This is a genomic window from Anabaena sp. FACHB-595, from assembly GCF_048568275.1.
Lineage (GTDB): Bacteria > Cyanobacteriota > Cyanobacteriia > Cyanobacteriales > Nostocaceae > Trichormus.
On sequence record NZ_CP183473.1, the window covers coordinates 3,504,314 to 3,525,782 of the forward strand.

The following is a 21,469-nucleotide window of genomic DNA, read 5'->3' on the forward strand; positions in this document are numbered from 1 at the left end:
TACGTTACTAGCCTCTTGATTGAATGCTCTTAACTAAATCATAAAAAGGTTGCCAATTATCTTCTTGAACAATCGGTTCCCAAGCTTCTTCGATTGTGGGTCTTAATAATGAAGTTTTTGGATTATAGTGAGTTAGATTCTGAGCAATTATCTTCACTTGTTCATAGTCGAAATTATTCAGAATTTTATGGTAAAGCACACACCAATTATCAAAATTTGCATCTGTACCTGATGGAGGAACAATATCTGAACCACTTAATACTAGTCCTGGCTCATCTCTCCATTTAATTGAAAATGTACGCGCCATCTCATAGAAAAACTGGTGATAGCCAACTTGACTTTCTTGTAAGAACTTGAGGGTGAGGCTTAAAAGTTCTTCCGCTTCTGGGGTCTTTAACTCCTCAAAGCCTAATTTTTTCAACATCAAAGAGTTATATTCTGCATGGCAATACTCACTAAATTTGGCTAATCCTGCTTCCATATCAGCTTTATCAATAACTGCTCTTAATGGGACTTGCAGCATTTCCAGGTTCCACTGACAAATACTTGGTTGTTGGATGTAACAATAGCGTCCGTAATAATCAAAATACGCAGCCGTGAAGTAGGGATTATAAGTAGGAATAAACGCATAAGGCCCGTAGTCAAAGCTTTCCCCAGTAATTGACATATTGTCAGTGTTGAGAACTGCATGACAAAAGCCTGCGGCCATCCATTGAGCGACTAATTCTGCTACCCGTTTCACTAGTTCCGCATAGAATAAAGCATACTTATCTGATTCATGGGCTAAGTGTCGGTAATAATGCTCAATTACATGATCTAACAGTTTTTTAATTAAATCTGAGCGTTGAAAATAGTGCAGACGCTCAAAAGTTCCAAAACGGATATGAGACTTGTTCATTCTTACCATCACGGATGAACGGGTAGGTGAAGGTTCATCACCACGCCATAAACCTAAACCCGTTTCTATCATGGTGAGACAGCGAGAGGTTCTAACTCCTAATTGGTGTAATGCTTCGGCGGCTAAAACCTCTCTCACACCACCTTTGAGTGTCAGCATTCCGTCACCACCACGAGAATAGGGTGTTCTTCCAGAACCTTTGGTGCCAAAGTCATACAGTTCGCCATCAGTACCGCGAACTTGTCCATACAAAAAGCCTCTACCATCGCCCAAGTTGGGGTTATACTCACCGAATTGATAGCCGTGGTAACGCAGTGCTAACAATGGCTTGCGTCCTTGGAATAGACCAAAAGCTGTGATGAAATCTTCATCTGTCACTATTTGCGGGTTTAGTCCCAGCCTGGGTAATATCGCGTCATTCCGCCAGCGTAGGGTAAGTTGGGGAAATTCGGCTGCTGTCACCTCATCATAGTAGTCGTTACCCAAAGATTCTAAGGCTGGTTCGTAGTTCAGGGTAATCAGAGGATTGCCATGATTTTCGGTATTGAAAGTTTCCGCTAAAGTCATTGATAAGCCGGGCTTAATTGATTCTTCCCTCAATACTATCGTCCTCAGCAAGTTCTTGTGAATCGCCAAGTTTAATTTACAAATTCAGTAAGTATAAAAACTATATCTATAGTTTTAGATGATAATTTGCATTGATAAATCCCCAGGTTTCTATTGGAAAATTACATCAATATATGGATCAATTGAGTCAATCCTCTTCTTAATGAATGCTCATCATTGATAAACATCGATACATTGAATCAATATGCTTACTTTTGTCTGCGAAGATCAATTTTTACTTATATAACCAATCTAATATTTATTTAATAATTACCTGTTCAGAGTTAACCACTTTGAGAATAAAACCTGTACACTAAATTTCAATACAGCGAGCGACCGCAAGGAACGCTCAAGTAAAGCCAACTAATGCAGCTATTTTTATTTACTCAGTAGTGATCCAATCTATTTCTGCACAGAAATAGGGGGGATCGACTTACTTAGTATGGTGAAAAAGGTTTTCGTATATTGCACGAAACATCTATTTTGCCTGCATGAATTGTCATGTTTACAAAAATTTAAATTCGATTTAAGAGGCTATATATGACAGAGTTTTTTAATCAATTTTCTCGCCGTAAATTTATATTTACCGCAGGAGCTTCGGCAAGTGCTGTGTTCCTCAAAGGTTGCTTGGGAAATCCACCGGAAACTACTGGAGGAACACAATCTGCACCAACGGCGCAACCTGCTGCTAATGTTAGCGCAGAGCAAGCACCGGAAGTCACTACAGTGAAGTTAGGATACATTCCCATTGTAGAATCTGCTCCTTTAATTATTGCTAAGGAAAAAGGTTTCTTTGCTAAGTATGGATTGACGAATGTAGAGCTTTCTAAACAAGCTTCTTGGGGTTCTGCTAGAGATAACGTAGAAATTGGTTCTGCTGGTGGTGGAATTGATGGTGGTCAATGGCAAATGCCTATGCCACATTTAATTACCGAAGGTTTAATTACCAAAGGTAATCAAAAGATCCCCATGTATGTATTATGTCAATTAATTACACATGGGAATGGAATTGCGATCGCCAACAAACATCAAGGTAGTGGTATAGGCCTAAGGTTAGCTAGTGCTAAGTCTTTATTTTCCAAACTCAAAGCCTCCCCCACACCCTTCACAGCTGCTCAAACCTTCCCCGCAGTTAATCAAGATTTCTGGATTCGTTACTGGTTAGCAGCTGGTGGTATTGACCCTGATGCAGACGTGAAACTGCTCACAGTTCCATCAGCGCAGACTGTCGCCAACATGAAGACAGGAACAATGGATGCGTTCAGCACTGGAGACCCCTGGCCTTTCCGCATCGTTAAAGACAAAGTCGGTTTCATGGCTGCATTAACAGCAGAAATTTGGAAGAATCACCCCGAAGAATATCTCGCTATGAGATCTGACTGGGTTGACCAACATCCCAAAGCGACGAAAGCACTGTTAAAAGGTCTGATGGAAGCTCAACAATGGTGTGATAACTTTGATAACCGCAAAGAACTGGCAGAAATTGTCGCAGCACGGGCTTACTTCAACGTGCCAGTTGATGTTTTAATCGACCCATATATGGGTAAATATGACATGGGTGAAGGTCGCCAAATTGATGATAGATCAATGGCAGCCTTGTATTGGAAAGATGAGAAAGGCAGCGTTTCTTATCCTTATAAGAGCCATGATTTGTGGTTCATTACCGAAAGTGTACGTTGGGGATTCTTACCCAAGGATTACATTGATAATAATGCTGCTAAAGCGAGAGCATTAATTGATAAAGTTAACCGCGAAGATATTTGGAAAGAAGCAGCGAAAGAAGCCGGTATTGCGGCTGCTGACATTCCCACTAGCACATCTCGTGGTATAGAAGAATTTTTTGATGGTGTAAAATTCGACCCCGAAAATCCTCAAGCATATCTGAAGAGTTTGCAAATTAAGAAAGTGAGCGTTTAGCAGTTAGTCATCAGTCATCAGTCAAGAAAATCGCTACACTCTTGCAACATTTTTCCACGCGTTATTCGTCATCTGAGGAACATTAAAGTCATGACCGTAGCTCAAAGAAGAACCGCTAATCCTAAATTTGACCACGGCTTTTTGTCTCAACTACAAAAGCAATTTCCCAACATTGTACCGCCAGCGATCGCCATTGCTATCTTTCTAGCTTTGTGGCAATTATTTTCTTGGACTCCTGGGGCAACATTACCAGGACCAATCAAGGTTGTACAGGATACTTGGATGTTGATTTTGTATCCTTTCTATGATAGAGGCGGTATTGATAAAGGATTATTTTGGCAGATTTTTGCTAGTCTACAACGGGTAGCTATTGGTTACTTTTTTGCTGCCGTGGTTGGTATTGCTTTAGGCATTGTCATTGGTGTTAATAAAACCATGTCTAAAGCTTTAGATCCTCTATTTCAGTTATTACGAACTGTACCGCCTTTAGCTTGGGTGCCTATTTCCTTAGCAGCCCTACGTCAAAACGAACCTGCCGCCCTATTCGTAATTTTTATCACTGCAATTTGGCCGATTCTTATCAACACTGCGGTTGGTGTCAAAGAAATTCCTCAAGACTATAATAACGTCGCCAAAGTTCTGCAACTTTCAAAAAAAGAGTATTTCTTGAATATCCTCATTCCTGCTGCCTTACCCTACATTTTTACAGGTTTGAGAATTGCAATTGGTTTAGCTTGGTTGGCGATTATCGCCGCAGAAATTGTGATGTCAGGTATTGTAGGTATTGGCTTTTTTATCTGGGATGCTTACCAAAATAACTACATCAGCGAAATTATCTTGGCACTTGTTTACATTGGTGCAGTGGGTTTGTTACTAGACAAGCTGATGGTTTGGATTCAAAACTTGATTTTACCAACAGAACAGAAGTAGTCATTAGTCATTAGCCCTTAGTTTTTTACTAATGACTAATGAGCAACTAACAAAGTCATGGGGAACAAAGGAAATGAGCGTATTTGTTGCAGTTGACCAAATTGATAAGGTATTTGAATTAACTGGTGGTGGGAAATATATCGCCCTTAAAGGAATTGACCTCCAGATTAGAAAAGGTGAGTTTGTTTCTTTAATTGGTCACTCCGGTTGCGGTAAGTCCACTTTATTGAATATGATTGCTGGTTTGGATTTGCCGAGTGAAGGTATAGTCACTCTGGAAGGACAGAGAGTGAGTAGACCGGGGCCAGACCGGATGGTGGTTTTCCAAAACTATTCTTTGTTGCCTTGGCGGACGGTGAGAGAAAATATTGCCCTGGCTGTAAACTCAGTGATGAAGGGGATGCCGGAAGCTGAACGCAAATCAATTATCGAAAAATATATAGATATGGTGGGTTTGCGTCCCCACGCAGATAAACAACCGGGGATGTTGTCTGGGGGACAAAAACAACGGGTAGCGATCGCCCGCGCCTTGGCAATTCGTCCTAAACTATTACTATTGGATGAACCCTTTGGGGCGTTGGATGCCCTCACCAGGGGTAATTTGCAGGAACAGTTAATGCAAATCTGCGAAGAAAATGAAGTCACTGCGGTAATGGTGACTCACGACGTAGATGAAGCCGTGCTGTTGTCTGACAGAATTGTCATGTTGACCAACGGCCCCGAATCCAAAATTGGTGACATCCTGGAAGTTGATATTCCCAGACCCCGCAAACGCATGGAAGTAGTAGAACACCCAAGCTACTACAGTTTGCGGAGTGAAATGATTTACTTCCTGAACCAGCAGAAGCGGGTGAAGAAAATTCGCGCCCGGAAAACCGCAGATGTGGCTCGTCATGGGTTAGAAAAAGTTAACTTGGAAATAGGTTTCTTACCCTTGACAGCTTGCGCCCCTTTAGCTGTAGCCAAAGAAAAAGGTTTCTTTACCAAGCATGGTTTAGATGAAGTTAACTTAGTGCGGGAAACTAGCTGGCGGGGTATCGTTGATGGCATGAAAGGCGGTTACATAGACGCAGCCCAAATGCCTTCCGGGATGCCTATGTGGTTAACCTTGGGTGGACATGATAACCAACCCCTACCAGTGGTTACCGCCCTCACCATGACCCGCAACGGTAACGCCATCACCTTGGCAAAACGCTTTTATGATGAAGGTGTCCGCAGCTTATCGGATTTTAAAAATTACCTGTTGCGTACCCGTGACCAACGCCACATCATGGGGGTAGTCCATCCCGCATCGATGCACAATTTATTGCTACGTTACTGGTTAGCGGCTGGTGGAATTGACCCGGATTTAGATGTGGACATGAGAACCATCCCACCAGCCCAGATGGTAGCCGACTTGCAAAACAAAAGTATTGATGGTTATTGCGTGGGTGAACCTTGGAACTACCGCGCCGCCGTGGAAAATGTCGGCTTTACCATTGCTACCGATTTGGAAGTGTGGTTAGGACACCCTGGTAAAGTCCTCGGTGTGCGGGAAGATTGGGCAGAAAGATATCCCAACACCCACATCGCCTTGACTAAAGCTTTGCTGGAAGCCTGCGAATATTGTTCTCGACCAGAAAATGTCGAAGAAGTCAGAAGAATAGTAGCGGGTAGAGATTACGTCAGCACAGATTTAGATTACATTCAACTGGAAGACCCGAATAGCCTTGTCTGTGATATAGACCACCCATTACGGGACTACGCCCACCACCAATTTTTTGCCGAGTCAGCCATCAACCGCCCCAGCCGTACCGAACAAATCTGGATTATGAGTCAGTTGGCGCGCTGGGGTGATACGCCTTTCCCCAGAAATTGGGTAGAAGTTGTAGAACGGGTTTGCCGTGTGCGCGTCTTCAGTACCGCCGCTAGAGAATTAGGTCTGGACATCAGCTATACTCGCCAACCCATCGAATTATTTGATGGCACACCCTTTAACGCCGACGACCCCATAGCCTATCTCAACAGCTTGCATATTAAGCGTGATTTCTCCATTGCGGAAGTCATCCTCGACTCACCAAGCAGAAGAGTAGCTTAACAATTCAAAATTCAAAATACTCCTATCGCAGGCTAACGCACCATCCAAGATTATCGGTGCGTTAGGACTAACGTCCTTAACACACCCTACAAACCCCCCCAAATCATACCCCCTTCACCACCATGCAAAACCGCAGTTTAAGCGTTACCGAAACCACCAGAAGCATACAGGAAAGACAGTCAGCCGATGCGACTAATTACAACAGACCTTTCCTAGAAATTAAAGACGTTAGCAAAGTCTATCCCACCAAGAAAGGCCCCTTCACCGTCCTTGATGGCGTTAACTTAAATGTAGAACAGGGTGAATTTCTCTGCGTTATCGGTCACTCTGGCTGTGGTAAATCCACACTACTAAATATGGTGTCTGGTTTTAACTTTCCTAGCTCCGGGCAAGTATTACTAGAAGGTCAACCCATCACCCAACCAGGCCCCGATAGAATGGTGGTGTTTCAAAATTATGCCCTCCTTCCTTGGCGGACTGCATTTGAGAATATCTACCTAGCGGTGAACGCCGTTTACCCCAACAAGCCAGAACCGGAGAAAAGGGCTATTGTCCGGGAACATTTGGCAATGGTGGGACTGGCTGACGCGATGGAGAAAAAACCCATGCAAATGTCCGGTGGTATGAGACAACGGGTATCTATTGCCCGTGCTTTGGCAATTCGTCCCAAAGTCCTGATTTTAGACGAACCTTTTGGGGCGCTAGATGCCATTACCAAAGAAGAATTACAAGAAGAATTGTTGAAAATCTGGGGTGATAATCGCTGCACAGTATTGATGATTACTCACGACATCGATGAGGCGCTATTTTTAGCCGACAAATTGGTAATGATGACCAACGGCCCCCACGCCAAAATCGGTGAAGTGTTGGAAATTCCATTTTCTCGCCCACGCGATCGCGCCCGTATCATGGAAGATCCAGAATACTATAAACTGCGTAACTATGCCCTAGATTTTCTCTTTAATAGATTTGCCCATGATGATGTGGGATAACAACGTTCCCCAGATGATGACTGTTAGCACTTAGGTAAAAGATAAAAGGTAAAATCACCCGGTTTTACCACTTATCTTCTACCTTTTTTTTAAATAGCAATCATCAATAATTTGTGAGATACTAGATCCCCGACTCCTTTGAGAATTCGGGGATCTTTGGTATGCAACAATTATTATATTTTTTAACTATGATAAATATAGATGTTTTTTAGGAAACGACCTTGCTATATTCTAAATCATCTATGACCATATCATTACGTTAGAATTAACACACCAATAGCCAACTAAAGCTAAACTAGCTGACTTCAAACAGTACAAATTGCTAACAAAAATACAGTTATTGGTAGCTTATATAACGGAACCTATATAGTACAAAAGTCAATAGTGAGAATTGCCCATTTTACACTTAGACTTTAAATTTCAGCAAGCTTTTCAGAGTCAAACTCGATTCCCATATATAGGACTCATATTTGATTTATGAAATATACATAGGATGGGCAATGCCCACCGTATCATGGTTTCGGTGGGTATTGCCCACCCTACACATACTGAGATTTTTATACGCCAGTGCAGGCTACGCCAACACTAATCAAATCAGATTCCTATATCTTAACCACGAATTACAAATTACGAACTCTTATGAGCCTCCGCGCACTGCTATTAGTAAATCGTCATGCCCGCCAAGGACAAGAACGTCTATTGGAAGCAATTGATCATCTGAAAAAATTCAATTTTCAGTTAATTGAAGAGACAACAGAACATCCTAAACACCTTTCGCAAGTTATACATAAATATAAAGATCAAGTTGATTTAGTTATAGTTGGGGGTGGTGATGGTACATTAAATGCTGTCGTTGACGCTTTAGTAGAGACACAATTACCTTTAGGAATTTTGCCACTAGGAACTGCTAATGACTTAGCCAGAACATTAGGAATTTCTAACTCATTGCCTGAAGCTTGTAAAACAATTGCCGAAGGAGAATTAAGACGTATTGATTTAGGTTGGGTAAATGGTAAACACTTTTTTAATGTTGCCAGTTTAGGGCTAAGTGTAAAAATTACCCGCCGACTTACTAAAGAATTTAAACGTCGTTGGGGTGTATTTGCTTATGCTGTCACAGCAATACAAGTTATTTGGGAATCTCGTCCTTTCAGTGCGGAAATTCGCTCTAAAGATAGAGTATTCCGTGTTAAAACTGTACAAATTGCTGTTGGAAATGGTCGCTATTACGGCGGTGGTATGGCTATAGTTCCTGATGCCAGCATTGATGACCAAAGACTAGACCTTTATAGTTTAGAAATTAGTCATTGGTGGGAAATTATTCCCTTATTACCTGCAATGCGAAATGGCAGACACATTCATCGACAAAACGTCCGCGCCCTCAACGGACAGGAGTTTGAAGTTTATACACGTAAACCCCGTGCCATCAATACGGATGGTGAAATCACAACCTACACCCCCGCCACATTTCGCGTTCTTCCTAAAGCCGTAGCTGTTTTAGTTCCGCCAGTGTGAGGTAGAGACGAAGCAGAGGGAAATCATAACTACTGACAACTGACAACTGACAACTGACAACTGACTTGATATCGTAAGAAATAATGGTGGGTGCATTTGTATTGATATTTCGTATTTATTTTAAGTTAGATTAAGTGGGATTATTGTGGCAATTCACATCAACTCACACCAAATACATTTGAGCTTTTCTCAAGAAATTAAGTCATTGCTGCAACGTTTAGCCGAACAGCATTTGACACTTGGCGACATTTTGGCAGAAACCTCAGAACGTGGTTTTAGCTTGGTAATTGCATTATTGGTTTTGCCTTTCTTGTTTCCCATGCCACCAGGGGCAACAGGGCCTTTTGGTGCTGCCTGTCTGATATTATCGGTACAGATGCTTTTGGGTAGGCGATCGCCTTGGCTACCTAAAAAAATCGCTCATTATAAATTCCCCCGTCCTTTTGCCCAGTTTCTCCTCCAAAATCTGCGGCGTGTCACCAAGGTTGTAGAGAAAATCGCCCGTCCCCGGTTAAGCAAAATAGCTCATAACCCATTAATTTGGCGTATCAACGGGTTTTGTATATCTTGGTTGACAATATTACTTATCTCACCAATTCCCTTAACTAACCCGATACCTACTGTTGGTATTTTATTATTAGCGATCGCCACAATTGAATCTGATGGTTTACTAATTTGCCTCAGCTATGTCGTCACTGCTGTCATTACAGTTATATTTGCATTTATTGGTTACGGTTTATGGTTGGCTCCTAGCATTCTACCGTCTATTTTTAAATAGATAATTAGCCAGGGTTTGTTTTTTGAAACCCTACGTAAAGCGGCTTTAGGTGCAGGTTGTTTTAAGAGTTTGTTCAATCCCTGATAGGGATTTTTGTTAGTTAAAACCTATCAATCGTTATTGCTGTTTTTTTAGCATTTTAGCGTTTCAATCCCTGATAGGGATTTTTGTTAGTTAAAACTTGCAGCTACTGCTGATGCAACTTGAATCTGTACTTGTTTCAATCCCTGATAGGGATTTTTGTTAGTTAAAACCGATATGGTTCCGTTGTTGAGGGTTGCCCTGCGAGTTTCAATCCCTGATAGGGATTTTTGTTAGTTAAAACATGAGTGAAGATAGCTTGATAAAAAAGCTCAGTTTCAATCCATGATAGGGATTTTTGTTAGTTAAAACTTGAGGCTAGATTATTTATTTTTGATGCTGTTTCCTGTTTCAATCCCTGATAGGGATTTTTGTTAGTTAAAACCCTTTTCTTGTTTTTCCCCACGCAGTATAAGCGAGTTTCAATCCCTGATAGGGATTTTTGTTAGTTAAAACCTTCGTTCCACACATTGAAGAAGATCCCTTTGTTGTATAAGCGAGTTTCAATCCCTGATAGGGATTTTTGTTAACGCGATGTGCGACTTATTCTTAAAACCCCTCTCCAAACCTCTCCCCTGCAAGGAGAGAGGCTTTAATTATTACTCCCCTTCCCTTGTAGGGAAGGGGTTGGGGGTTAGGTCTGGGAGAAAGTTGCACACGGCGTTTTGTTAGTTAAAACACAAGAAGCGATCACCTGTAATCAATGAGTCTGGTTTCAATCCCTGATAGGGATTTTTGTTAGTTAAAACACACACATTATCAGCAAATCGTCTAATACAGTCAGTTTCAATCCCTGATAGGGATTTTTGTTAGTTAAAACTTTAGCTTTGGATTGCGTGATAGAGAGGCTGAGGGTGTTTCAATCCCTGATAGGGATTTTTGTTAGTTAAAACTGCTAGGGGGGTGGCTCACTTTGCCTCTTCTCTTGTTTCAATCCCTGATAGGGATTTTTGTTAGTTAAAACCATAGCAAAAGTATTTAAGCTATTCTTTGCTAAGTAAACAGTTTCAATCCCTGATAGGGATTTTTGTTAGTTAAAACGTTTTTTGCGGGATGGGGGGGGGGTGGGTGAAGATTCGTTTCAATCCCTGATAGGGATTTTTGTTAGTTAAAACCCGCCAGCGATTAGATTGCTGGGGTTAGACATCAGTTTCAATCCCTGATAGGGATTTTTGTTAGTTAAAACCATCTACAGCGATTGATGTGGCATCAGTAAGAGCGTTTCAATCCCTGATAGGGATTTTTGTTAGTTAAAACTGCCTGAGTCTAGAAGGCTTACTGTATTTAGTTTTCAAGGTGCGGTTGCGTCAATCTGAAACTAAGGTAGCTTTTCAGCCATTGGGTTGTCAAGAGTAGCATCTTAAAAAATACCGAAAAAGATACTCTAGCAAAGGTTCAGGCGATCGCGTCAACCTCATACTGAAGCTAAACTGACTCAAGCCATGACAGTATAAGCATTTTAGCCGTAAAATTTGGTACTGTGAAAAAAACACCTATAGATTGACGCTAATCCTCGCCACTCCTTAGCGTTCATTGAGAGTCAAAGTTTGATGAATTTGAGTTAATAAGTCTTCCATTGAGATGGAACGTGGGACAATTTGGGTAGCGATCGCTTTTGCCACACCCGCGATAGATTCAGATTCCTGCTTTTTGGCATGAGTCAGTTTACTGCGAGAAGTAACTTGAGAGCGACTTAGTTGTTGGTCAATAACTAAAATCGGTGGCAAATTGCAAGGTAAATCCTGTAGTGCTTTCAAAGCTTTTACTGCTTCTGGATGGATAGCTGATTCTCCTAGACAAATCAGCAGTAAATCAACGCTATTGTGGCGAATTTGTTGTAAGACTTCTGCCCAACAGCGCGCCATTGTGGCTTTTAAGCCGGCTGTTTGTAAGTACTGAATTAAAGCTTGGAACCATTCAGTTCCCCGTTCTGCAACTTCCCCACGGCTGACAGTTTTTCTCTCTGTACCAGAAACCTTGGCTGGTTTGCGTCTAGTTTGTGGTAAATCCTCTAGCATTGCCAAGTCTACTACAAAGATGTTTGGTGGGTAGCAGATACCAGAGGCAATTTGTAGCACAGATAGTAAGGGATCTAGTTTGCCCTTGCGTAGCTCACTATCGTTATCCCTCACACGGGGTGTTAAACAAGGAAACACAGAAAGACCAGGAATTTGGGAAGCAGCCAAGGTCGTTTCTACATCACAAGTTACTAACGGTAAAGCGGCTAGGCGGGGATGCTGAGTTAATTGTTGTAGATAAGTTTGGGCTAGAGAAGTTTCTACATCCAACAAAATGACATCAAACTGCCAAACCCTAGCCAAAAGTTCGGCTTGGTCTAAATCATCCACCTCAATCACCCGGTGTTCCTGTAGTGAAGGATGGGGATTGATAGATTCCAGTTCCGCATCAACTAACCGCAGAATCCTTAGAGTCTTTTTTGATTGATTCTTTTCATTAATCCCTAAACCTAGTGACTGCACCGTCGGTTTGCCACATAGTTTATCTAACAATGGTGTTAGAGATTGCTGCTCTACTGGCAAGCTGAGGAAACCATCGGCGCGGTTAGCAAAGGCTATGTCTTTTTCTGCGCCTGTAGCAGTGACAACTACCGGAATATGACGAGTTGCACCATCGGATTTTAGCAAAGTCAGCACATCCCAACCAGACAGCAAAGGTAACAGGGGATTTAAAAAGATGGCTTTCGGTTGCAAACGCCTGGCTTTTTCCACAGCTTCTGTTCCTGAGCGCGCAATTACTACTCGATAGCCTAAAGTTTTGAGTTGGTCTGTCAAGTCTTCTATATATCGGGCTACGGCTTCCACTACCAAGACTAATCTTTGGGAGGAAATATTATGATTTTGCCCAGTATTAGTTACCCGATTGCGGGTGTTGGTGTTGGCGGTGGGTATATCTTCCACCACCGTTTCCGACTCAGCAAAACCACTGCTGGGTGGGCTAGGTGGTAACAACAAGGTAAATTGACTGCCTTTACCTTCCCGCGACAAAAAGCTGACATCGCCGCCGTGGAGACGAGCTAAAGCCCTAGTTAAGACCAATCCTAAGCCTGTACCTTCAAATTGGCGGGTGAGGGGATTTTCTAATTGTTGGAACTTTTGAAAGATTAAATGTTGTTGGTGTTCGGGAATACCAATTCCTGTATCCCAAACTGTAAAGGCAATCCATCCTTCCCAGTGACTGACTCTTAAGCCAATTTCGCCGGATATTTCTGTAAATTTGAAAGCGTTAGATAACAGGTGAACCAGCATTTGGCGCAGACGCAACTCATCAGCCACTATCTGGTCTAAGTCCAGTTCCATTGAAAGGGTAAATTCAGGAGTAGATTGGCGAGTGGCTTCTGTGGTGCTGCCTTTACTAGTTTGATTATGGATCGCTTTGGCTTCTGAAAGAGCGCGATCGCACACAGCCCTAATACTCACTGGTACTGGGGTCAATTCCATTTGCCCTGTTTCCATGCGGGTTAAATCCAAAATGTCATTCACCACGCTCATCAGGTGGCGACCACTTTGGTGAATTAGCCCCGCATAACGAGCTTGGCGTTCGTTGAGTTCCCCCAATTGCTGGTCTACCAACAACCGCGATAAGCCCAAAACTGCTGTTAAGGGTGTTTTCAATTCATGACTGATACAAGCTAAAAATTCATCTTTTAAGCGATTTAACTGAATGAGATCAGCATTTTTGGCAGCAAGTTCTTTACAAAGTTGCTGCTGTTCTGTGACATCCGTCGCCAACACCAGCCATAAATCATCGGTGTTGGGCAATTTTAAATCGGTATTATCTAACAGAATTTTGGCAAACTGCCAAACTCGCTCCTGTCCGTTCTGTACTTCTACCACACAGGTACAAGTACCCATTTGACTATCTAAAAAGCAGCGACTAGAGCTAGTTTTGGCGCTGGTTGTTGGTTCGTAGGGTGATAGGGGTAGCAAACCTGTGGCAGGTATTTGCGCTAACTCCTCTCCTACTTGCTCATAGCCTTGAATATGATTTGTGCCTGTGGTACTTCTTTGACCAACGTATTCTGGCTGTTTAATCCTGGTAGCTGCCAAAATTGCTTCCACTTGTTGACGCACACCCTCTGGATCTTTCAAGGCTCCCAATTGTTGCCACCAAGCTAAATTTCGTGTTAACACCTCACCTGCACTGGTTTGCAACATTAAAGGCCAAGGTAGGCGCTCTAATAACTGTACCAATGGTTGGAGTTGGTCGCTTCTAGACGCTGGTGGTGTCTCTCGCAGAGAACGGGCGACATCCCGCAATGAACGTCGCGTTGGCGCAGCCTCTTGTAGAGATGGCGTTCCACCCCCCATAGGTGATCCCCTCAAACCAGCCTCGACACCATCTATATATGTAGAGTTAGGGGCATGAGGATGATTCGCTGTTTGCTCTTTTGCCAATGCTGCCAATAAACGCACACTGTCGAGAATACCCAAGAATTTACCTTCTCCATCAACCAATACATATTCCCAGTTATGGGCTTGGTGATACCGCCAGAATACGCCTAATTGCTCTACACTATGGCTGGCTGGTAATATCTGTATTGGTTCAATTAAGGCTTGACTAAAGGTTGACAGTGGCTGTTGTAAGTTTAAAAATAGTTCATTACCTGTGGCTGCTAACAACTTTCGTGCTAGCTGGCCAGAGTGCAGCAACCCAACGGGGCATTGCTGCTCATTTACTATCACCAAGCGATCGCCCAAGGCGGGGCTTCTCTTTGAGACGCTACGCGAACGCCCATCGCATTGCTGTTGCTCAAAAATCTCCAGCACCATTGCCAGAGTACTTGTTTCTAAGCAACTGGTTACATTGGCTAGAAATTCATCAAGCGGATACTGTAGCATTGACATAAGGCTTTGGGGGATCATTCTTCCTCTGAAAGCCTCTGGCTCCACCATGAGCATTGGAGCAGATAGTGTTACTGCCGGAGGCAATATCTTTCAAGAAGACTCATATAAGAGATTTTGGTAGAGCTTTAACACTATTGAAACAATAGATTGGTTCTCTCGAACACTACTATTTGCATTCATTAGCTTTCAGAGCGGTGACATTTTCCTTTGCTCCTCCGAACTCTGGCAACATCAGCACGCCAGTTTTCTACAGATGTTTCAATTTTTTGTTGATAATGACGGCTAGAACAATTATGGCTCCAAACATTCGCTTTAGAACCTTGAGGAATTATAATGATTAGGAATGAGACAATACTTTAATTCCGTTTAAGTATCTTATCAGGGAGCAGAATAGGAAATCTCTACACGGATAGATATACATCTGTAAATCATGAATTAGCTAACTTATTTTGGATAATGAACAACTTTACAAAATGTAACCATTTTACTTATTTACTATTACAGATAGACAAATGAGTAAAAAGCTATGACTCTATATTTTGACATAGAGTATCTTTTAACAATGGGATTACTAATTTAAAAAATACCAATTATTTTCACTAATTTTCATACCTCTATGGATGACGGTGATTGCAAAATACACAAGTATGTAAATGCTACTATTAATATTGATTCTTCCACCAGATGTTAAAGAAAATTTAGATCATCCATTAAAACTAGCTACTAGTGCAGTATTACGCACATGGCCTTGGATTTTAAGGTGGTCTGCAAACATTTCCCCATCCCTCTTGTCTCTATTTCCTGCCATCAGTACAAAAACCTATTACTTACTGAGATGGTTAAACCCAGAGACTAACGGAAATTTTTTCAGTAAATCTCCTTATTCGTATGCCAAAAGCAACAAGCACTGTAGGTTTGTCAGCACATGACTCAAGAAGTTGATCAGCAAATATTATTGCAGCAACTCAAATCAGATTATCGCCAGATTCTTTTAAGTTACTTTACTACAGACAAAGCATTAAAAGAAAAAATTGATAAATTTATCAATGCAGTATTTTGTGCTAATATTCCTGTGCCAGAAATTATTGAAATTCATATGGAACTAATTGATGAATTTTCTAAGCAGCTACGACTAGAGGGCAGAGGTGATGAAACTTTAATGGATTATCGCCTCACCCTGATAGATATCCTGGCTCATCTTTGTGAAGCCTATAGAGGGGCAATATTTAAATAATAGGATTTCCCTACACCATAAGTGGTCACAAAAAAGAAACCTAACTGACTACAAAATTCATGAAGATACCTTATATTGAAATGCTTACTTCTATCATCTACCTTTATGAATAAAGCCAGAAAGACATACGTCCTCAAGCTTTACGTAGCAGGCAACACACCAAATTCAGTCAGGGCGTTAAAAACACTCAAAAATATTTTAGAACAGGAGTTTCAAGGTATTTATGCCCTAAAAGTAATAGATGTGCTGAAAAACCCACAATTAGCAGAAGAAGATAAAATATTAGCCACCCCGACATTATCAAAGATTTTACCCCCACCAGTCCGCAAAATCATTGGTGATCTTTCAGATCGGGAAAGAGTTCTGATTGGCTTAGATTTGTTGTATGAAGAACTAACAGAAGAAGATTGGGAAGCACAAAGTAATCTTTAATCTTTGGTGTTAAAAATAATTTACCAACTTTAGTCATATAAAAACTGGGGATAGCACCCCATTATTAGCAAACGATGAGTGAGAAAGAGCAGCAGGAACAACAAAATACATCTGGTAATGGTGTAGAAAAAATTCGCACGATGATTGAAGGCTTTGACGATATTAGTCATGGCGGCTTGCCCGTTGGTAGAACTACTTTAGTCAGTGGAACCTCTGGAACAGGCAAAACTTTATTATCTCTACAGTTTCTCTTTAACGGCATCAGCTTCTTTGATGAACCAGGTGTATTTGTCACCTTTGAAGAATCGCCCAGCGACATCATCAAAAATGCTCATATTTTTGGCTGGAACTTACAACGCCTAATTAATGAGGGTAAATTATTTATTCTGGACGCATCCCCCGACCCAGAAGGTCAAGATATCGTTGGTAACTTTGACCTTTCTGCATTAATTGAGCGCTTGCAATATGCCATTCGCAAATACAAAGCCAAAAGAGTATCCATCGACTCCATCACCGCCGTATTCCAGCAGTATGAAGCAGTGGGAGTGGTGCGTCGAGAGATTTTTCGCCTAGTAGCGCGTCTCAAACAACTGAATGTCACTACAATAATTACCACCGAACGCAGCGAAGAATATGGGCCAGTAGCCTCCTTTGGTGTAGAGGAATTTGTATCCGATAACGTGGTCATAGCCCGTAACGTTTTAGAAGGAGAACGTCGCCGCCGCACCATTGAAATACTGAAATTGCGCGGTACAACTCACATGAAAGGTGAGTATCCTTTCACAATTACCAATGATGGTGTGAACATTTTCCCATTAGGAGCAATGCGCTTGACTCAAAGGTCTTCTAATGTCCGGGTTTCTTCTGGTGTTAAAACTCTAGATGGAATGTGCGGTGGTGGGTTCTTTAAAGACTCAATTATTTTAGCCACAGGCGCTACAGGTACAGGTAAAACCCTGTTAGTGAGCAAATTTTTACAAAATGGCTGCGTCAACAACGAGCGAGCGATATTATTCGCTTATGAAGAATCACGCGCTCAACTATCTCGGAATGCTTATTCTTGGGGTATTGATTTTGAAGAATTAGAAAGCCAAGGTTTACTGAAAATTATTTGTACCTACCCAGAATCAACTGGCTTAGAAGACCACCTGCAAATTATTAAGTCCGAAATTGCCTATTTTAAACCAGCGAGAATTGCTATTGATTCACTGTCAGCACTTGCTAGAGGTGTAAGTAATAATGCTTTCCGGCAGTTTGTTATTGGTGTCACAGGTTATGCCAAACAAGAAGAAATTACTGGCTTCTTTACTAACACAACTGACCAATTTATGGGGTCTCATTCCATAACTGACTCTCACATCTCTACAATTACCGACACAATCTTAATGCTACAGTACGTAGAGATTCGTGGGGAAATGTCAAGAGCAATTAACGTATTTAAGATGAGAGGTTCCTGGCACGACAAAGGAATCAGAGAATATAATATCACGGCAGATGGCCCAGAAATTCAAGATTCTTTCCGTAACTACGAAAGAATTGTCAGTGGCTCTCCTACCCGCGTTAGTATTGACGAGAAAGCGGAACTTTCTCGGATAGTCAGACGTTTTGAAGACAAACAGGGTTCCGATTCCTAAATTTGGTATCGTACTATATTCCTCTTTAAATTTAGTATCGTGCTATATTCTGTGGTGAAGAAAAGTTTTCTGCCGCCAGATTAATTTTCGTGTGAGGGGATGCGGTGAAAGGACAACACTTATTCTATAGTTTCTTGCCTGGTGTAACAGCAGCAGTATTGACGACTCAGCCAGCTGTGGCTGAAGCCATGAAAGTAAGTAGTGTACAACTTGTGCCTTCTTCTAGTGTTGTGGCTACTCAAAATAGTCAAACTTTGCTAGTAGACAAAAGTCAGACACAACTGCCTAATGCTACAGTCCAGATTTTTCCAGACATCATTCCCACTTCTGGTGTGACTACACCAAATTTACAATTTTCCAGTAGTCACAGTCACCCAATAATCTTGACAGAAAATACTGGTATCGATAGAGAACAAAAATCTCGACAAGATGAAGTTAAAAATTTCCCTCTCAAATCTAAACTGACTCTTTCTCAAAGGCTAAAACAAAGGCGTTTTTCCAGCCAACAAAAACAAATTAACTCAGGGATTACTAAACCGAAATTAGTAACAAAAGTAGTTTCTACTACCTCCTCTACCCTGCTGGCTGGACAACAAACTTTTTCTCCGTCTTATTTACAAAATCCTGCGCCACAGGAAAAACTGAAAACCCAGTTACCAATGCTTTTGCAGACCAAAGCAAATCATGTCGGCGCAGCAAAACTCTTAAATATCAGCAGTTGCTCACCACAAACTTGTCAACTGACCAAGCTAACTGGACAGCAGATAGCTCAGGGTAATACTACACAAGACCCTGCTTCTGTTCCTGTACCGGACGAATCAACGCTAGTAGATACTCAAGCACCGACAGATACTCCTGTACCGAACGAATCAGCACCGACAGATACTCCTGTATCGACTGAATCAGCACCAGCAGATACTCAGTCACCAAGAGTTGCACCTGTCCAGACGGAATCAGCGCCAGTCAATACTCAAGCACCTGCGGGTGCTGTAGAAGTGCCGCAAAACCTGATTCCCAATGCCAATCCTCTGCAATTTCCCACCAAACCAGAAGAAGTGACACTCAAGGAGAATCAGCCGATTACCTTGACACAAGCGCTGGAACTGGCACGGCGGAGCAATCGGGATTTACAAGTTTCTTTGTTGGAACTGCAACGCACTCAAGCCTTGCTAAAAGAAGCACAGGCCGCTTTATTACCCAACTTATCTGTCAGTAGTGACGTTACCCGCAGTCAGTCTGCAAGCGGTCAACTTCAGGACGAATTGATTAGTAAGCAGGGAGGAGTTGGCAACAACGATGAACCTGGTACAGCCTTTAATAGCCAAGCACAATTATCCTACGACCTTTATACTTCTGGGAGAAGGAAAGCTGCTATTCAAGAAGCTGAGGAACAGGTACGTTTTAATGAGTTGGATGTAGAGCGCCAGTCAGAAGAAATTCGCCTGAGTGTGACTAGAGCATATTACGACTTGCAACAGGCAGATGAACAAGTCCGTATTGCTCGGTCGGCTGTGGAAAATGCCCAAGCTAGCTTGCGAGATGCGGAAGCCTTAGAAAGGGCTGGGGTGGGTACTAGATTTGATGTGCTGCGATCGCAAGTAAACTTAGCTAATAACACCCAACAGCTAACAAATAACCTGTCTCGGCAACAAACGACTCGTCGTCAACTAGCAACCCTGTTAAGCGTTCCTCAGGCTGTAAATATCAGCGCTGCCGACCCTGTACAATTAGCAGGGCTGTGGAACCAATCCCTAGAACAAAGCATCATCCTCGCCTATCAAAACCGTCCCGAATTGCATCAGCAATTGGCACAAAGAAACATCAGCGAGCAACAACGCCGGCAAGCATTAGCAACCTTGGGGCCACAAGTCAGCTTTGTTGCTAACTACAACCTGCTCGATCAGTTTGATGATGGTGTCGGTCTGACTGACGGTTATTCTGTCGGCGTGAGGGCGACCTTAAACTTGTACGATGGTGGAGCCGCTAGAGCCAGAGCATCCCAAGCTAGAGCTAATATTGCGATCGCCGAAACTCGATTTGCTAGCCAGCGAGACCAAGTCCGCTTCCAAGTAGAGCAGGCCTTTACCAACCAACGCTCCAACTTAGAAAACGTGCAAACTGCCAATGTTGCCTTAGAACAGGCTAGAGAAGCACTGCGTCTAGCGCGGTTGCGTTTCCAAGCTGGTGTAGGCACTCAAACAGATGTGATTAACTCAGAAAATGACTTAACACAAGCTGAAGGTAACAGAATCACGGCAATTCTCGATTACAACCGCGCCTTAGCTGAACTACAACGTGCTGTCACTTCTAGAGCATTAATTAGTAGTCAGTAGTCGGTAGTCAGTAGTCATTAGTCAACGGTCATTAGTCAACGGTCAACTGACTATAAACTATGGACTATGCACTACTGATTATTTACTCATGACTACAGTTACATCACAAGAAATAGCATTGTTTCGCTCTCAATTGGCAGACGATCTGGGGGCAATGGAGGCTTTGGACTTAATTGAGGACTGCGAAGGAGATTTAGAAGATGCGGCGATGACACTAGCCATCAAAGCAGGACAAGAACCAGAACGAGCTAACGCCGAGTGGTTAGATGCTCTGGCGAGAAAGTGGCGTGCTGTTATTTGTGAGCCAGAATTCCGTAGTGCTTTGCTTAACGGCTCAATTACCGAGATGATGGCTCATCTCAAAACCATGCCCACATTTCCGAATATTTTGGCAACACCAGTTTTGATATATATTCTCAAGCAAGGTGTTAATGACTTTTGTGAGCCTTTAGATGCGCTTAAGTGAGGAGGTAGGGGATTGGGGACTGGGTAAATTTTTCTCCCCTGCTCCCCTGCCTCATCTCCTCATTGCCTGCATTGATGGAACAATGACTGATACCCTGGTAATTAGGGCAAAATTTTATCAGATAAATTTTTCTATCAATGAATTACCTTGTAGCCGTATTACCAGATCGCATCCAAGCAGAAGCTGCTTACTTAGCCTTAGAAAGAGAAGGTATTAATAGCACTATCTTAGGTAGAGGATATAAAACTGCTGATGAGTTTGGCTTGATTGATCCCAATCTCCAAGCTAAAAAGCAAGTACAGTTAATGGCATATTGGTTAGTGCCATTCGGCTTTTTCGCCGGTTTTACCTTTAGCTACATCACTGGTTTGAATACCTTCGCCTGGGCGGGTGAAATTGGTAATCACGTTGTTGGCGGTATTTTAGGCGCTGCTAGTGGTGCTATGGGTAGTGTAGTTGTTGGCGGAGGAGTGGGCTTAATTATTGGTGGTGGTGACGCTTTACCTTACCGTAATCGCTTAGATGCAGGTAAATATTTAGTTGTAGTTCAAGGTTCGGAAACTCTGTCTCGCCAAGCAACCCGAATATTGCGTCAGTTTGAGCCAGAAAATATCCAAGGTTACGCTGATACAAGTCCTGTGTGAGGAATTGGGGATTGGAAACTGGGGACTGGGGACTAAGGATTAGGTAAGTATCGGAAGATAACAACCG

At 42.4% G+C, this 21,469-nt stretch carries 14 protein-coding genes and 2 CRISPR repeat arrays; of the genes, 12 read left to right on the forward strand and 2 right to left on the reverse strand.

Annotation, left to right across the window (positions count from 1 at the left end; all coding sequences use genetic code 11):
• Positions 1–7: 7 nt before the first annotated feature.
• Complete coding sequence (locus ACN222_RS14350) at positions 8–1,465, reverse strand: protein adenylyltransferase SelO (protein ID WP_010997027.1); 1,458 nt, start codon at positions 1,463–1,465, stop codon at positions 8–10.
• A gap of 579 nt (positions 1,466–2,044) precedes the next feature.
• Here ACN222_RS14350 and ACN222_RS14355 point away from each other — a divergent pair.
• The 6 genes from ACN222_RS14355 to ACN222_RS14380 all read left to right on the forward strand — a co-directional run bounded on the left by ACN222_RS14355 (position 2,045) and on the right by ACN222_RS14380 (position 9,713).
• Positions 2,045–3,421 (forward strand): CmpA/NrtA family ABC transporter substrate-binding protein, encoded by a 1,377-nt coding sequence (locus tag ACN222_RS14355; protein WP_010997028.1) that lies wholly within the window; start codon positions 2,045–2,047, stop codon positions 3,419–3,421.
• A 90-nt stretch (positions 3,422–3,511) separates the two neighbouring features.
• Positions 3,512–4,351 carry a nitrate ABC transporter permease gene (ntrB, locus tag ACN222_RS14360; RefSeq protein ID WP_010997029.1) on the forward strand — a complete coding sequence of 280 codons (840 nt, stop codon included), beginning with the start codon at positions 3,512–3,514 and terminating at the stop codon, positions 4,349–4,351.
• A 73-nt stretch (positions 4,352–4,424) separates the two neighbouring features.
• The gene (locus tag ACN222_RS14365; protein WP_010997030.1) at positions 4,425–6,428 is read left to right on the forward strand and encodes a nitrate ABC transporter ATP-binding protein; all 2,004 of its coding nucleotides are present in this window, start codon (positions 4,425–4,427) and stop codon (positions 6,426–6,428) included.
• 122 nt (positions 6,429–6,550) lie between these two features.
• A complete protein-coding gene (locus ACN222_RS14370; RefSeq protein ID WP_010997031.1) occupies positions 6,551–7,420 on the forward strand; it encodes a nitrate ABC transporter ATP-binding protein in 870 nt (289 codons plus the stop codon).
• Between the two features lie 639 nt (positions 7,421–8,059).
• The gene (locus tag ACN222_RS14375) at positions 8,060–8,935 is read left to right on the forward strand and encodes a lipid kinase (protein WP_044521530.1); all 876 of its coding nucleotides are present in this window, start codon (positions 8,060–8,062) and stop codon (positions 8,933–8,935) included.
• Positions 8,936–9,080: 145 nt separating this feature from the next.
• A complete protein-coding gene (locus ACN222_RS14380) occupies positions 9,081–9,713 on the forward strand; it encodes an exopolysaccharide biosynthesis protein (RefSeq protein ID WP_010997033.1) in 633 nt (210 codons plus the stop codon).
• Positions 9,714–9,783: 70 nt separating this feature from the next.
• A CRISPR array of direct repeats spans positions 9,784–10,332; the repeat unit is 37 nt; unit sequence GTTTCAATCCCTGATAGGGATTTTTGTTAGTTAAAAC.
• Positions 10,333–10,506: 174 nt separating this feature from the next.
• A CRISPR array of direct repeats spans positions 10,507–11,051; the repeat unit is 37 nt; unit sequence GTTTCAATCCCTGATAGGGATTTTTGTTAGTTAAAAC.
• A gap of 266 nt (positions 11,052–11,317) precedes the next feature.
• On the opposite strand, the gene ACN222_RS14385 is transcribed toward ACN222_RS14380, so the two are convergent.
• Complete coding sequence (locus ACN222_RS14385; protein WP_044523071.1) at positions 11,318–14,659, reverse strand: ATP-binding protein; 3,342 nt, start codon at positions 14,657–14,659, stop codon at positions 11,318–11,320.
• A 925-nt stretch (positions 14,660–15,584) separates the two neighbouring features.
• Here ACN222_RS14385 and ACN222_RS14390 point away from each other — a divergent pair.
• From ACN222_RS14390 to ACN222_RS14415, 6 genes are all read left to right on the forward strand, one after another.
• Positions 15,585–15,893 (forward strand): circadian clock protein KaiA, encoded by a 309-nt coding sequence (locus ACN222_RS14390; RefSeq protein WP_010997035.1) that lies wholly within the window; start codon positions 15,585–15,587, stop codon positions 15,891–15,893.
• Positions 15,894–15,998: 105 nt separating this feature from the next.
• Complete coding sequence (gene kaiB, locus ACN222_RS14395; protein ID WP_010997036.1) at positions 15,999–16,325, forward strand: circadian clock protein KaiB; 327 nt, start codon at positions 15,999–16,001, stop codon at positions 16,323–16,325.
• A 74-nt stretch (positions 16,326–16,399) separates the two neighbouring features.
• Positions 16,400–17,959 (forward strand): circadian clock protein KaiC, encoded by a 1,560-nt coding sequence (kaiC, locus tag ACN222_RS14400; protein WP_010997037.1) that lies wholly within the window; start codon positions 16,400–16,402, stop codon positions 17,957–17,959.
• A gap of 104 nt (positions 17,960–18,063) precedes the next feature.
• Complete coding sequence (locus tag ACN222_RS14405) at positions 18,064–20,292, forward strand: TolC family protein (RefSeq protein ID WP_010997038.1); 2,229 nt, start codon at positions 18,064–18,066, stop codon at positions 20,290–20,292.
• Between the two features lie 88 nt (positions 20,293–20,380).
• Positions 20,381–20,758: a hypothetical protein gene (locus ACN222_RS14410; protein ID WP_010997039.1), complete on the forward strand. Its 378-nt coding sequence runs from the start codon at positions 20,381–20,383 to the stop codon at positions 20,756–20,758.
• Between the two features lie 137 nt (positions 20,759–20,895).
• Positions 20,896–21,402: a hypothetical protein gene (locus ACN222_RS14415; RefSeq protein ID WP_010997040.1), complete on the forward strand. Its 507-nt coding sequence runs from the start codon at positions 20,896–20,898 to the stop codon at positions 21,400–21,402.
• Positions 21,403–21,469 lie beyond the last annotated feature (67 nt).

What these genes read in the sequence shown, in the direction of transcription:
- kaiB (WP_010997036.1), top strand. Translation starts at nt 15,999, where the DNA reads ATGAATAAAGCCAGAAAGACATACGTCCTCAAGCTTTACGTAGCAGGC.
- ntrB (WP_010997029.1), top strand. Translation starts at nt 3,512, where the DNA reads ATGACCGTAGCTCAAAGAAGAACCGCTAATCCTAAATTTGACCACGGC.
- ACN222_RS14370 (WP_010997031.1), top strand. Translation starts at nt 6,551, where the DNA reads ATGCAAAACCGCAGTTTAAGCGTTACCGAAACCACCAGAAGCATACAG.
- ACN222_RS14355 (WP_010997028.1), top strand. Translation starts at nt 2,045, where the DNA reads ATGACAGAGTTTTTTAATCAATTTTCTCGCCGTAAATTTATATTTACC.
- ACN222_RS14410 (WP_010997039.1), top strand. Translation starts at nt 20,381, where the DNA reads ATGACTACAGTTACATCACAAGAAATAGCATTGTTTCGCTCTCAATTG.
- kaiC (WP_010997037.1), top strand. Translation starts at nt 16,400, where the DNA reads ATGAGTGAGAAAGAGCAGCAGGAACAACAAAATACATCTGGTAATGGT.
- ACN222_RS14375 (WP_044521530.1), top strand. Translation starts at nt 8,060, where the DNA reads ATGAGCCTCCGCGCACTGCTATTAGTAAATCGTCATGCCCGCCAAGGA.
- ACN222_RS14390 (WP_010997035.1), top strand. Translation starts at nt 15,585, where the DNA reads ATGACTCAAGAAGTTGATCAGCAAATATTATTGCAGCAACTCAAATCA.
- ACN222_RS14365 (WP_010997030.1), top strand. Translation starts at nt 4,425, where the DNA reads ATGAGCGTATTTGTTGCAGTTGACCAAATTGATAAGGTATTTGAATTA.
- ACN222_RS14350 (WP_010997027.1), bottom strand. Translation starts at nt 1,465, where the DNA reads ATGACTTTAGCGGAAACTTTCAATACCGAAAATCATGGCAATCCTCTG.
- ACN222_RS14415 (WP_010997040.1), top strand. Translation starts at nt 20,896, where the DNA reads ATGAATTACCTTGTAGCCGTATTACCAGATCGCATCCAAGCAGAAGCT.
- ACN222_RS14385 (WP_044523071.1), bottom strand. Translation starts at nt 14,659, where the DNA reads ATGTCAATGCTACAGTATCCGCTTGATGAATTTCTAGCCAATGTAACC.